General features: G+C 68.6%; 3 protein-coding genes. All 3 read right to left on the bottom strand.

Annotated features, from left to right (window positions below; genetic code table 11):
* Positions 1-5: 5 nt before the first annotated feature.
* From Q7C30_RS14885 to Q7C30_RS14875, 3 genes are read right to left on the bottom strand one after another with little or no spacing between them, the layout of a single operon-like run.
* Positions 6-1,652, bottom strand: a complete 1,647-nt coding sequence (locus Q7C30_RS14885; protein WP_317871945.1) for a cyclic peptide export ABC transporter — start codon at positions 1,650-1,652, stop codon at positions 6-8.
* Positions 1,649-5,410: an amino acid adenylation domain-containing protein gene (locus Q7C30_RS14880; RefSeq protein WP_317871944.1), complete on the bottom strand. Its 3,762-nt coding sequence runs from the start codon at positions 5,408-5,410 to the stop codon at positions 1,649-1,651. Before Q7C30_RS14880 ends, Q7C30_RS14885 begins: the two co-directional genes overlap by 4 nt.
* Positions 5,407-14,412 (bottom strand): non-ribosomal peptide synthetase, encoded by a 9,006-nt coding sequence (locus Q7C30_RS14875; protein WP_317871943.1) that lies wholly within the window; start codon positions 14,410-14,412, stop codon positions 5,407-5,409. Before Q7C30_RS14875 ends, Q7C30_RS14880 begins: the two co-directional genes overlap by 4 nt.
* Positions 14,413-14,419: the final 7 nt, after the last annotated feature.

The following is a 14,419-nucleotide window of genomic DNA, read 5'->3' as shown; positions in this document are numbered from 1 at the left end:
AGCATTCATCCCTTGGCCAACTGGAAGGGGCTTTCGGCGCTGCGGTCGTAGTCCACCAACTGACCGTAATCGAGCCGGTAGATACGATCGGCCACATCGAAGTAGCGGTCATCGTGGGTAATGGCGATCACCGTCTTGCCCGCGGCCTTGAGCTCGGGCAACAGCTCCTTGTAGAACACGTGGCGGAACACCGGGTCCTGGTCGGCGGCCCATTCGTCGAGCAGGAACACCTCGCGCCCCTCCATCATCAGCAACAGCAGGGCCAGGCGCTTGCGCTGCCCTTGCGAGAGCGAAGTGGTGGACAGCCGACCCTCAACGAAGCGCACCTTATGGGTCAGGCCCAGGCGCTCCAGGTAATGCTCGACCCGCGCCTGCAACCCCTCGCTTTCCCCCAGCTTGCCCAGCACATCGGCGAACAGGTAGAAATCGGCGAAGATCGCTGCGAAATGCTCGCGATGCGCGTCACTCTGCTCAGCGGACATCGACACACCGTTGAGCAACACCTGCCCCGCACTGGGGCTGTAGAGGCCGGTGAGCAGCTTGGCCAGGGTCGACTTGCCGCTGCCATTGCCGCCGACGATGAAGATCAGCTCACCGCGACGGATCGTCAGGTCGATCGGGCCCAGCTCGAAGCCAAAGTCGTCGCGCTGACCGGGATAGCGATAACGCACCCCGGACAGTTGCAGCTTCTGGAACGGCTCGACCGCCCGGGCTGCCGTGCCCTGGCCGAAGCCCTCGCCCAGGTCCAGGGCATCGATGGCCTGCAACGCCACATGGCCGCGAATCACGGCCGGAATGGCATCGAGGATCATCGCGATCGGCGTGCGCAGAAACATGATCGCCAGCACGTAGCCCACCACCACCTCCTGGCTGAGCAGCGCCAGGCCCTGGCCGAGGAAGAACAACGTACCGATCAGCAGGAACACCAGCAGCGTGGTCCAGTTCAGGTTGATCGCCCACAGTGTGTCGGCCCGCACCGAGGCGTCCAGCGAGGCGCGGGCGATCGGTTCGAGCTTGCCGTCGTACAGGAAGTAGCGACGGCGCCGGCTCAGGCCCAGCTCGCAGCGGCCCTCGATGGCGGCCTCGTACTGCTCGGCCAGCTCGTCGTCCTGCCGTCGCACCGCCTGCATCAGCGCCTTGACCCGGCGTCCCAGGAGGATGTCCAGGCCGACACCTGCGGCGATCACCGCCAGCGTCAAGGCGAAGAACGACAGGCTCAGCCACGCCATGTAGCCCAGACCGGCCAGCAGCAACAGGCCGTTGTACAGCGAGATGGGCAACTGCTTGAACGCCGTGGCCACGGTGTTCACGTCCTTGGTCAGGGCGTTGTAGATGCGCGGCGTGCCCAGGCGCTCGATCCGCTCCAGCGCCGTGACCAGCACCTTGCCGACCAGGCGCATGCGCAACTGATACACCAGACGATGGCCGATCTGCACCAGCAGCCACTGCGAGCACACGCCGCTGACGAACAACAGCACCAGTAAGCCGCCGAACAGCAGCAGCGCCGCGCCGAAGTCCACCACGCCCTGGTCCAGGCTGCGGTTGATGTAGCCGATCAGCCCGATGCTGGTGGCGGCGCTGACCGCGCTGGCCAGCACCGCCAGCAGGATGCGCCAGCGGGCCAGGCGCAACAGCTCTTTCATCAGGGTCATGGCATCGACTCCATCCTGGCCGCGAACGGCGCCAGCAGCGCTACCAACCGTTCGGCCAGGCGTGCTTCATCCAGCAGTGCTCGGTGACCGACATCCAGGGTCCATTGCTGGACCTGAGCGCTGGTGTGCGCCTGCCACTGGGCAGACAGATCGCCATGGGCATTGCCGCGCCACAGCCACACCGGCACATCGACCTGCGGCAAGCGCTGCTGGTAGAGCTGCGTCTTGATCGCCCGCTGCGCCGTCAACACGGCGCGCAGGTGATGCTCATCAGCCAGCGCGCCCAAGTGCTCACGCGCCTGTGGATCTTGCAGCAGGCGCGCCACGGCATCCGGATAACTCAGCCCGGCCAGCGTGCGGTCGAGGTGCTCATGCAGCGCCTCGCCCATGGGATGACCCTGCTGACGGCAGTACCAGGCCACATCGGCGGTCAATTGACCCACCTCGTCGTCCTCGCCCGCCAGGCTGCGCTGCGGGTCGTGGTCGATCACCGCCAGCGCCGCCACCTCGAAGCCCTGGGCTTGCAGCACCGGCACCAGCAACAGCGCCAGGCGCGAGGCCACGCTCCAGCCCAGCAACACCAAAGGCCGCGACTTCAGGTGCGCGGGCAAACTGAGCACGTACTGATCGAGCAGCGCCGTCATATCGCGGTCATCCCAGCCCTGCTCCGGAGCACTGAGCCCATACAGCGATACCCGGCCACCGAGGCGTTCGACCAGCGGCTGATAGGTGTGAACGTGGCCTTGGGCGCCGTGCACCAGCAACACGCAGGGCGCGTGCTCACCCGCGTCGTGCAGCACCTGGAACGGCGTGTCGCCGCCGTCCTGCAACCCTTCGACCAGCGCCCGCACCGTGTGCCGCTCGAACAGCAGCTTGGTCGGCAGGTCCAGCCCCAGCCGCTCGCGCAGCAGCGAGACCACCTTGATCGCCGCCAGTGAGTGGCCGCCGACCGTGAAGAAGTTGTCGGTGACGCCCAGCTCGGTGTTGTCGAGTACCTCGCTCCAGATCTGCAGCACCGCTGCCTCCTGGGCATCGCGCGGGGGTACGCGGGTGTGTTGCAGTCGCTGCCGGGCCAGGGCCAGCAGCCCCTGGCGGTCGAGCTTGCCGTTGTTGGTGAGCGGCAACGTGCGCAGTGCGAACACGGCGCTGGGCAGCATGTAGTCCGGCAGGCGCAGCGCCAGGCTGTCACGCAGCGACTCGACCTGGCCTGCATCGTCGGCCGTCACGACGAACGCCAGCAACCGCGCGTGGTCGCCCTCGCCGTCCAACAGAACCGCCGCCTGCTCGACGCCTGGCTCGCCGCGCAGCGCCTGCTCCACTTCTCCCAGTTCCAGGCGCAGGCCACGGATCTTCACCTGCTGGTCATTGCGCCCGAGCAGGCGCAGCGCACCATCGGCCTGGCGCAGGGCCAGATCGCCGCTGCGGTAGCGGCGCCGGCCGTCCTGCGGATCGACGCCAAACGTGCTGCCTTCCACAGCGCCCAGGTAGCCGCGCCCGACGCTCGCGCCGCTGATGCACAACTCACCCGCCTGACCACTGGGCACCGCGCGTCCCTGCTCGTCCAGCAAGGCGATGCGGTTATCGCCCAGCACCTGGCTCAATGCGCTGTCGGTGCGCTGGCCGTTGAGGTCCAGCGCGCGCCAGAGCACGCCGACCGTGGTTTCCGTAGGTCCGTAATGGTTGTACACGCGGCAGCCCGAACGCGCCTGTTGCAGGCGCTCCAGCAGCGTATCGCTGACCGGCTCGCCACCCAGCACCAGGACCTGACGCGGCAGCGACTGGGCCTCGGTGTGCCCGCCCAGCAGGGCCAGCAGATGCGACGGGACGATTTTCAAGACATCCAGCGGGTGCTCACGCATGGCCTCGGCGAAGGCCTGGGCGTCGGTGACGACCGATTGTTCCAGCAGGTGCACACAGCCGCCTTGCAGCCAGGCGGGGAACAGTACGGTATTGCCCAGGTCGGCGAGCAACGAGGACACCAGCCCGTAGTGCCCGCCCTCGGGCAGTTGCAAGGCGTGGGTCACCTGTGTCGTGTAATGGCGCAGTTGGCCCTGCTCGATCTGCACGCCCTTGGGCCGACCGCTGGTGCCGGAGGTGTAGAGCACATAGGCCAGGTCATTGGCGGCGGCGGCTTCGACGCCTTCGATGGGCGGAGCCTGCACCGCAGTCGCCCAATCCAGGCATGGCACATCGCTGTCCGGCGCCGCACCTGGCGCGTGCAGCAGCACGCACGGCTGCGCATCCTGGAGGATGCTCGCCAGGCGCATCGGTGGCTGTTGCGGATCCAGCGGCAGGTAGGCGGCTCCGGCCTTGAAGCAAGCGAGCATGGCCACCAGCATCTCGGCGCCCCTGGGCAAGTACAGACCGACCCGCTGATCGCGCCCGGCCCCGTGCTGGCGCAGGCTGGCGGCCACCTGATCGCTCAAGAGATCGAGCTGGGCATAGGTGAACGACTGGCGAGCGAAGCGCAGGGCCGCACGCTCGGGATGTTCGCGGGCGTGGCGGCGCACGGCGGCGACGATGTCCAGGTCCGCCGGCAGCGTTGGCGTCTCTGGCGCGACGCGCTCGTCATCGAGCAAGGCGTCGACGGCATCCAGCACCTGCTGCGGCGCCAGCAGCAGCCGTTCGAGCCACTGGGCGAAGCGAGACAGCAGGCGCTGCACCTGCGCTTGGCGGTACAGCCCCGCGTCGTAGACCAGCGCCAACTGCCCCCGCCCGGCCGAGTCGAGGCTCAGGTGCAGCAGCAGCTCGACCGGGGTTTCACAGGATACCCACTGCACCGCCTCCAGGCCCTCGACACGGCTCACCTGCACCGCCGCCTGCAAACTGGCGCGGCAGTCCGGCAGCAACTGCGCCTGCCCCACGTATTCCTGCCACGCCACGGCCTGTTCGAGTTGACGCGAGAGCTGGCGCGACAGGCTCCCCAAGGTGCTGTGCTCAGACAATTGCACCACCATCGGCAGCACCTGCTCGAACACCCCGCAGGCGCCTTGCAGTTCTTCATAGTCGTCGCGCGGATCGTGGACGATGCCGACCTGCGCCTGGCGCTGACCGTTGAGCCGCGCCAGCAAGGCCGCCCAGGCGGCCAACAGCGTGGTCTGTGGATCGCCCTCAGCGGCCAGCAATGCCGATACCACTGCCTCAGGCAGCACCTGTCGCTGCTCGCCGCGCTCGCCGCTGGCCACGCCGTAACGCTCCAACAGGCGCAGGCCCGGCAGGGCGTGCAGCCCCAGGTTGCGCCAGAACTGCGTGCCCTGTTCGGCATCCTCGTCCTGTTGCAGGCCGTTGATCCACAGCACGTAGTCCTCGTACTGCATCGGTTCCTCGACGCCGCTGGGCACGCCGAGCAGCGCGTCGCGCAACTGCGCCACACTGCGCAGGTCGGCCGAGTAGGCTGGCAGGGCCAATAGCAGACGCTCGCCGAGCAGCCAGGCCAGCAGGTCCGGCTGTTCGGCCGCGCAATGGGCGCGGGCGTCGGCCAGCCATTGATCGGTGCTGGTCAGGCGCTCATCCGCCACGCGGCGCCAGCTCAAGGTCAAGGCGCCTGTCGCCGCACGGCGCTGGCGCAGGCCGGTGGCCCCTTGTGGGCGCTCGTAGCGCATGTGCAGGGCCTGGTGCGCGTGCAGGTAGTCCTGCAGCCGCGTCCAGGTGTGCTCGCCCGCGCCGCCCAGTTGCAACCACGCCCAGCGGTACGGCTGCGGGTTGGCCTGGGCCAGTTGTTTCTGTTGCGGAGACAGATTCAGTCCAAGATCCATCATGGGTTCGACTCTTCCAATTGCTGCACGGCAGGCGCCGGGGCCGCCGTGACCTGATCACGGCCATAGATCTCGCCCATGGCCACCACGATCTTGCGTTCGCCCTCGAAGGGGTCGCGGGCATGGGCGGCGAGCATGTTGTCGAGCATCACCACATCGCCCTGCTGCCAGTCGAAACGCACGGCGCAACGCGCGTAGGCGGCGTTGATGGCGTCGATGGCGGCTGTCTCCAGTTCACTGCCGTCGCCGTAGAACACCTGGCGTGGCAGGGCCGCTTCGCCGTCGCGCAGGAACTGCTGGCGAATGTCGTCGTCGAGGAAAGCCGGGTGATACAGCTGGATCTGGTTGAAGAAGCTCTCTTCACCGGTCAGCGGGTGCAGGATCACCGCCGGGCATACCTGACGGGTATGCAGGTCGTCGGCGCCCTGCCAGTGGAACTGGATGCCGGTGTCCAGACACAGCCGCTCCACCTCGCTGCGCGACTCGGTCTGGAAGAAATGCTGCCAACTCACATCCAGGCTACGGCTGAAATTGCGCACGTACATCAGTTGCTTGCGGCGCAGGTTGTCCTGCAGCCACGCGGGCAGTTCGCGGAACACCTCGCGGCTGTCGACGATCGGCGTGGCGCCGCCCACGCGGGCCGGCACCTCGCAGTAGAACCATTGCCGACGCGGCCAGCGGTGCTGGTGCGCGCTTTCGTTGTGGAACAGGATCATGCGGTCCTTCGGATAGGGCGTGGACTTGTAGATGTTCTTGCCGCCCTCCTTCTTCGGCAGGTCGCCGTATTGGCCGTACAACTGCGGGCACAGGGCCTGGCAGAACTGCTCGAAGGCCGCCGGGTCGGGCAGGTCGAAGCCGCGGAACAGCAGGCCGCCATGCTCGCGCAGCCACTGTTCCACCTGCTCTCGGTTGCGCTCGGCCCACACCGCCGGGGCCAGTTCGCCGTCGCGCAACTGCACCAGCAGCGGGAAACGCGAGCCCTCGCGCAGCGGCCGCGTGTCGATCGGGGCGCGCGGCGCGGCGCCTGCGCCCTGGCGCATCCGCCCCAGCTTGCTCATCTTGCGTTGCAGAGGGTTGTCGGTGGACATGGTGACAGCTCCGGTAGACGTCGGAATCAGTGCCTCCAGGCTGCTGTCCGGCGCGTGCAGCGCCTGCTCCAGCAGCGTGAGGAAGGTGTCGCGCAGGCGCTCGACGGTGGTTGCGCGGAACAAGCTCGGGCGATAGACCCAGCGCAGCGCCAGGGCATCGCCCTCGGCACGGGCGAACAGCGCCATGTCGAACTTGGAGTGACGCTGCTCGTGCAGCAGCGGCTCGACCTCCAGTTCGCCCAGGCGACGGGTCTGGCGTGGCGTGTTGTCGAGCACGAACAGGGTCTGCAGCAGCGGATGCTGGTTGGCGATGCGCGGCAGTTGCAGGCACTCCACCACCTGGTCGAAGGGCGTGTCCTGCCAGGCGAAGGCCTCCAGGCAGGTTTCACGCACCTGCAGCAGATGCTCGCGGAAACTGCGCTCCGGTTGCAGCGCCAGGCGCAGCGCCAGCAGGTTGACGAAGAAGCCGATCAGCGATTCGGTATCCGGGTGTTCGCGGTTGGCCAGGTCGGTGCCGATCACCAGGTCGCGCCCGTGGCTTTCGTGGTGCAGCACGGCGCCGTAGCAGGTCAGCAGCACCATGAACAACGACGTACCGGTGGCCTGGGCCAAGGCGTTCAGACGCGCCACGGTGGCCGCCGGAAGTTGGAAGTCCACCGCCGCGCCGCGGCTGTCGCTGTGCTCGGCGCGCGGGAAATCGAACGGCAGCGGCACCTGCGCGGGCATGCCGGACAAACGCCTGCGCCAGAATGCCAGGCCTTCGCGGTGTCGCGCCTGGGTCGCGCTGGAGCGCTCCCAGACGGCGTAGTCCACGTACTGGATCGGCAGTTCGGTCAATGCCGGCACGCGCCCCGCGTACCTCTGCTCATAGCCTTCGACGATCTCGCCGATCAGCACCGAGCCAGACCAGCCATCGGAAGCGATGTGGTGCAGCACCAGTTGCAGGACGTGCTCATGCTCAGCCAGGCGGTACAGCACGGCGCGCAGCGAGGGTTCCTGGCTCAGGTCGAACGGGCGTGTCGCCAGCTCCAGCGCGGCCTGCTCCCAGCGCTGGCCATCGCTGTCGATGCACTGCAGCACGCCCGCCTGGGGCGCGGCGATACGCTGGCGCGGCTCGCCGTCGCGGCCATGGTAGGTCGTGCGCAGAATGGCATGACGTTCGACCACGCGCTGGATAGCGCCGCGCAGCGCCTCGACGTCGAGCGCGCCGCGCAGGCGAATCTGGCTGTTCATATTGAAGCTGCTGTCGGCCGGTTCGAGCTGCTGCATCAGCCACACCCGCTGCTGCGCCGAGGACAACACCTGCTCCTGCGCCAGGTCGACGCGGGTCATCGGCGCCGATGCCCCGCTCTGCCCGGCCTGCAACGTATCGAGGCGGGACGCCAGCGCCGCCAGTTGCGGGGTTTCGAACAGCCAGCGCAGGGGCATGTCGAGCCCTTGCTCGCGCAGCCGCGCCCGCACTTGGGCGGCGTTCAGCGAGTGGCCGCCAAGCCTGAAGAAGTCGGCCTCGGCGGCCAGCACTGGCACGCCCAGCACCTGCTGCCAGACCTCGGCCAGACCGGCTTCGCGGGGTGTCAGTGCCCGCCCCGAAGCTTCTGCTGACGGCATCGACACCTGGGCCAACGGCAACTGCTTGCGGTCGACCTTGCCATTGCTGTTGAGCGGCAAGTGCGCCAGGCGCTGCAGATGGGTCGGCACCATGTACGCCGGCAAGCGCGCCAGCAGGTGCTCGCGCAGTTGACCTTCCTGTTCGAGCGCACCGACCCAGAAACCGGCCAGGTGCTCGCCCTGCACCGCCACCACGGCCTGGCTGACCTTGGCATGGGCCAGCAGCGCCGCTTCGATTTCACCCAGCTCGATGCGGAAACCACGCAGCTTGATCTGGTCATCGTTGCGGCCGAGGAAGTACAACTGACCATCCGCCTGCCGACGCGCCAGGTCGCCGGTACGGTACAGGCGCCCGCCATCGGCGGCGAAGGGATCGGCGATGAACCGCTCGGCAGTCAGCCCTGGTTGCCCGGCATAGCCCCTGGCGAGTCCTGCCCCGGCGATGTACAGCTCGCCCACGGCGCCCAGCGGCACTTCGCGCAGGTGCTCGTCGAGCACATGGCAGCGCGTATTGAGCAACGCGTGGCCGATGGGGGCGCTGGCTTGATCCAGCGTCTCCAGCAGGGTCTGGGTCGACCAGACGGTGGTCTCGGTCGGTCCATAGACGTTGTGCAGGCGCGCAACCCGCGCCGTCAGCGCCTGGGCGAGCTCGGCCGACACCGCCTCGCCCCCGGCCAGGGCAATGCGCCCGTCGAGCACCTGCGGGGCGCTGTCCAGCAGCAGGCGCCAGGTGGCCGGGGTGGCCTGGATCAACTGCACCTGGTGGTGCTCGATCAGGTGCGCCAGCAGCAACGGGTCCTGGCGCTGGGCGTCATCGGCCAGCACCACGGCCGCGCCACGCACCAGTGGCAGGCACAGCTCCAGGCCTGAAATGTCGAAACTCACCGTGGTCAGTGCCAGGTAGCGCTGAACACCGTCCAGGGCCAGCGCCTGCTCCATGGCCAGCAGGAAGTTGGCGAAGTTGCCACGACTGATCTGCACGCCCTTGGGTTGACCGGTGGAGCCGGAGGTGTACAGCGTGTACGCCAGTTGCGCCAATGCGCGCGGGACGTCAGGCGCCAGGGCCGCGAAGTGCTGCACATCCAACGCGCTCCAGCGCCACCAGCGCTCAGGTCGCGTCAGCGCAGTCAAGGGTTCATCGCAGAGCACCAGCAGCGGCCGCGCACGTTCGAGGATCTGCGTCAGGCGTGCGGGGGGATGGGTGGGGTCCAGCGGCAGGTAACAGGCCCCGGCTTTCTGAATGGCCAACAGGCAGATCAGCAGGCGTTCGTCGCGGGGCAGGCAGAACGCGACGGTGCTCTCCGGTCTCACGCCCTGTTCGAGCAGCCAATGGGCCAGGCGGTTGGCCTGGGCATCGAGCTCGCCGTAGCGCAGTTGTCGGTCGGCGCAGTAGACCGCCACCGCGTGCGGCTGCTGCTTGGCCATGGCCTCGAAGCGGCTGACGAAGTCGTCACAGGCCAGCAGCGGGCGTTGCGGCCCTTGTTCGGGTGATGGCGCGAGGCTGCGCAACGGCAGTTCCAGCAGTGGCGCGTGCAGCTCGCCATGGGCCAGCACCTCGAGCATCCCCAAGTAGTCGTCGACCAGGCGCTGCACGGTCGGCGCGTCGAGCAAGGCACAGGCCCGCTCGACGATCAGTTGGGTGCGGGCCTGCTCGCCGCGCCCTTGGCTGAACAGGTTGAAGGTGAGGTCGAACTTGGCGCTGACCACCCCTTCAGGCAGCGGCAACGCCTGCACCTGCACATCCGCCAGTTCCAGGCGCCGCGCCTGATCATGGTCGACCTGGAAGTTGAACAGGGTCTGGAACACCGGCGTGCGGTCCAGGCTGCGCTGCACGCCAAGCACGTCGAGCAGGTGCTCGAACGGCAGCGACTGGTGCTCCAGGTCGTCTGCCAAGCGATCGCCCAACTGGCGCAGGAAGTCCTGCACGGCCTGCTGGACGTCGATCCGCACTCGGCAGACCAGGGTGTTGACGAACAACCCGACCCAGTGCTGGCCTTCCACCGACTCGCGTCCGGCCACCGGCAGACCGATGGCGAAGTCCTGGCTGCCGGTGTGACGCGACAGCAGCAGTTGGTAGGCCGCGAAATACAGCACGAAGGGCGTGACGCCCAAGGTGGCGGCGCGGCTGGCCAGGGCCGCGTCCAGTGCCTGCGGCACCACGAAGCGGTCGCGCGCGCCGCGGTAGTCCTGCACCGTGGGACGTTGCGGTTGCTGCGGCCATTGCAGCGGCTCATCGGGCAGGCCCTGCAGGCGCGTCTGCCAGTAGGCCAGCAGCGCGTCGCCCTGCTCACCCTGCAGGTGCGCGCGCTGCTGGGCGATCCATGGCAGCAGACCGTGCGGCGCGGGCGTGGCTTGGCCCTGATAAAGCTGCGCGAGATCCTTCACCAGCAAGCCCATGGACCAGCCATCGACGGCAATGTGGTGGACGTTGAACAACAGGCGGTAGTCCTGCGGCCCCAGACACAGCAGATCCACCGCCAGCAGCGGGCCTTCGCCCAGATCGAAGGCGCGCCCCGCACAGCGGGCGATCGATGCCTGTTGCTCGGCCGCGTCGAGATCGTGCAGCGCATGCCGTTCGAAGTGCAGCCCGGCGCTCTGATCCAGGCGCTGCCAGACCTCGCCGTCGGCCTCGAAGAAGCGGCAGCGCAGCGCCTCGTGACGCGTCACCAGCGCCTCGCAGGCACGTTGCAGGCGCGCCACATCCAGCGGGCCTTGCAGCGACAGCAATTGGGTGACGTTGTAGGCGGTCTGCTGCGGGTCCAGTTGCTGCATGAACCACACCCGCTGCTGGGCGTGGGACAGCGGATAACGGCCACTCGTGGGCGTCGGCGTGTCAGCGGCCGGCACGGCCTCGGCGACCGGCGCTGACGGCGCCAGCACCCCGGCCAGGGCGCGCGGCGTGGGATGGGCGTGCAACTGACGCGGCGTGAGGCGCATGTCGGCGCGCCGTAGCCGGGCGATCAGTTGCAGGGCCAGGATCGAATCGCCGCCGGCGCCATGAAAATCGTCGTCGGCCCCCAGCGCAGGCTGTGCCAGCACCTCGCGGAAGGCTTCCAGCACGGCCCTCAGCGCCGGCTGCGCCTGGCAATCCAGATGCAGCGCCAAGTCCGCCAGCACCGGGTGCTGCTGGACATCGCGGGGCTTGAGGCGCAGCCCTTCGCGGCGAGCCTGGGCGATCAGTTGCAGGCTGAGAATGGAGTCTCCACCCAGGGCGAAGAAGTCGTCACCGCGTCCGACAGCCTCGACGCCCAGCAACGCTTGCCACAACCGCGCCAAGGTCGCTTCGGTCCCACCCTGCGGCGCCTGGGCCGCACCGCGTTCGGCCTCGGCAGGCGCGGGCAGCGCGCGGCGGTCGAGCTTGCCGTTGGCCGTCAGCGGCAAGGCGTCGAGCAGCACCCAGTGCGCCGGGATCATCGCCTCGGGCAGCGCAGCGCGGGCGCTGGCTTGTAGCTCGGCAAGGTCGTGCGCCGCCAACGCCGGGCTCAGGTAAGCGAGCAATTGTACGCGGCCCTGATCTTCGCTCGGCACCACCGCCGCTTCGCGTACCTGGGGCTGAGCGTTGAGCCACGCCGTGACCTCGCCCGGCTCCACGCGAAAGCCCCGGATCTTGACCTGTTCGTCGCGCCGACCGAGAAAGGTCAGCAGGCCCGCGCGGTCCAGACGCACGCGGTCGCCGGTGCGGTAGTGGCGCTTGCCATCGGCGTCCACGCCAAACACCTGGGCACTGGCCTCAGGCTGATTAAGGTAACCCAGCGCCACCTGCGGGCCGGCGATGATCAGCTCGCCGGCCACGCCACGCGGGACCCGGTTGCCCTGCGCATCGACCACCCGCAGGCGGCATCCGGCCAGGGGCTGGCCCAGGGGCAAGTACTGGCTACTGGCGCAGTGGAGGGATTCGTCGACTTCACCGCAGACCACACCGACCGTGGTTTCCGAGGGGCCGTAGTGATTGAACACGCGCAGTCCCGGCGCCAATCGACGCACCTGCGCCAGCAGCGCCGGATCGAAGCCTTCGCCGCCCACGATCAAGCGCTCGCGGGGCAACACCCGCTCGGCATCGGCCAGTGCCAACAGGCCGCGTAGGTGCGAGGGGGCGATCTTCAGGCAATCGACCGGAGACTGGTCGAGGAAGTCGGCCAAGGCCGGTGGATCGAAGGCCAAGGCTGGCGGTGGCAGCACCAACGTCTGCCCGGCCTGCAAGGCGGCGAACACCGAGGTCAGGCCCAGGTCCGCCGCGACCGTGGCCAGGCTTGCCCAGCGGCTGCCCGCCGGTGCCTGCAGGCGCTCGACCACGGCCGCGGCGTAGTGCGCCAGGTTGCCGTGGCTGACCCGCACGCCTTTGGGCTGACCGCTGGAACCCGAGGTGTAGATCAGGTACGCCGCCAGCGCCGGGTCGCTGAGGCTGGCGACAGCGGTGGGCGCTGCGGCGCTGTGCAGGTCGGCGCGGGTCAGCGTCAGGCTGGCCAGGTCGCTGCCCGGGGGCGGCGCTTCACCCAGGCTCAGCCACAGGCAGGCACCGCTGTCGTGCACCAGTTGCTGATGACGCTGAGCGGGCTGCGCGGGGTCGAGGAACAGGCAAACTGCGCCGCGATGCCAGCAGGCCAGGGTCGCCACCACCTGCTCAGGGCAGCGGCTCATGCACAAGGCCACTACCGCGCCGGGTGCGACGCCGCTCTCAGCCAAGCGCTGCGCCAACGCCTGGCTGGCGCTGCCCAAGGTGGCGTAGTCGAGGGTGACGTGCGGCCCGTGCAGCGCCACGGCCTCAGGCGTGCGCCGGGCATGCTCGAGGACCTGGCGGTCGAGCGGCTGCGTGGGCGCCTGCAAGGCGGGCGCCCACAGTTCACTGCCCGGCGAGGCCAGGCGCAGGTCGCCCAGCGCCACGGCAGGATCCTCGCAGACCTGACCAAGGAGCGCCGTCAGATCGTCCAGCATCTGCTCAACGGTCGCGGCGTCGAATAGCTCCTCGCTGTATTCCAGTTCGCAGCGCACGGCGCCCTCGGCGCTGCGTACCAGACGCAGGGTGAGGTCGAAGCGGGCATGCCGCTGCGGCGGGTCCAGCACCTCCACGCCCACGCCCGGCAGCGCCAGCGTACGACTGGCCGGCAGGTCGACCTGTACGAACATCACTTGGAACAAGGCGCTGCTGCGCGGCGGTTGCAGGCTCTGCAGCATGTTCTCGAACGGCAGGCGCTGGTGATCGTAGGCCCCCGCCACCCGGTCGCGAGTGCTGCGCAGGGCGCTGGCGAAGTCGGCGTCTTGCTGCAGCGTCTGGCGGATCACCAGGGTGTTGAGCAGCGGCCCGATCAGCGGCATTAATTCGGGCCGGTCGCGCAGCGCCACCGAGGTGCCCAGGCAGAAATCGCGCTCGCCGCTGTAGCGCGCCAGCAGCCAACTGAAGGCGGTGAGGCCATACAGGTACAGGGTCACGCCCTGGCGGCGGATGGCCACATCGAGCGTCTTGGTCAGGCTGTCCGGCAGCACCCGGGTGATTACGGCGCCAGCATGGCTACGCTGGCTGGGCGCAGGACGCGGGCGGTCCAGTGGCAAGCTCAGCGGCGCCGGGGCATCGTCGAGCTGCGCACGCCAGTAATCGACCTGGCGCTGGCATTCGTCGCTGTCCAGCCATTCCTGCTCCCAGGCCGCGTAGTCGGCGTACTGAATGCTCAGCTCAGGTTGTTGTGCCGTGTCACCGGCCTGCAAGGCCCTGTAGGCCTCGGCCAGTTCCTGGGTCAGTTGCTGCGCCGACCAGGCGTCGTAGGCCACGTGATGCAGGGTCAGGAACAGCCAGGTGGTGCCGGCCTCGGCGTCGCTGAAGGCCTGCCAGCGCCAGGGCACCTGCTGCGCCAGATCGAAGGGCTCGGCCAGTTGCCGGGCGTACTCGTCGGCGCACCAGGCGTCGGTGTCCTGCGCCGTGATTGGTGACATCGGCGGCAGCGCCACCGCCACCGGCGTGCACAGCGCCTGCCACTGGCCTTGGGCATCGGCGACGTAGCGCGTGCGCAGGATCTGGTGACGGTCGCTGAGCTGTTGCATGGCCTGGCGCAGCCGCTCCAGGTCCAGGCGGCCGTCGAAACGCAGCACCGAGGCGAGGTTGTACAGCGCGCGATTGCTCAGCGCCTCGGCGGCGAGGAAACGCCGCTGGGCCTGGGACAGGCAGGGGGCAACCCCCTCGCCCGCGGGCTGCGCGACGATGGGCAGGCGCCAACTGTCGATGCCCTTTTCGGCCAAGCGCTGGCGGAACAGCCGCTTCTTGTCCGCTGGCAACGAGGCCAGGCGCTGGGCGATCTCAAGGAAGCCGTTTTGCGTCATGCCACTC

The sequence above is a fragment of the Pseudomonas sp. RAC1 genome, assembly GCF_030658255.1.
Taxonomy (GTDB): Bacteria; Pseudomonadota; Gammaproteobacteria; order Pseudomonadales; family Pseudomonadaceae; genus Aquipseudomonas; species Aquipseudomonas boreofloridensis.
The sequence above is the reverse complement of the archived record's forward strand: the minus strand, read 5'-3'. Positions and strand labels throughout refer to the sequence as shown.

Coding starts and splice junctions, on each gene's coding strand:
- Q7C30_RS14875 (WP_317871943.1), bottom strand. CDS start 14,412: ATGACGCAAAACGGCTTCCTTGAGATCGCCCAGCGCCTGGCCTCGTTG.
- Q7C30_RS14880 (WP_317871944.1), bottom strand. CDS start 5,410: ATGATGGATCTTGGACTGAATCTGTCTCCGCAACAGAAACAACTGGCC.
- Q7C30_RS14885 (WP_317871945.1), bottom strand. CDS start 1,652: ATGACCCTGATGAAAGAGCTGTTGCGCCTGGCCCGCTGGCGCATCCTG.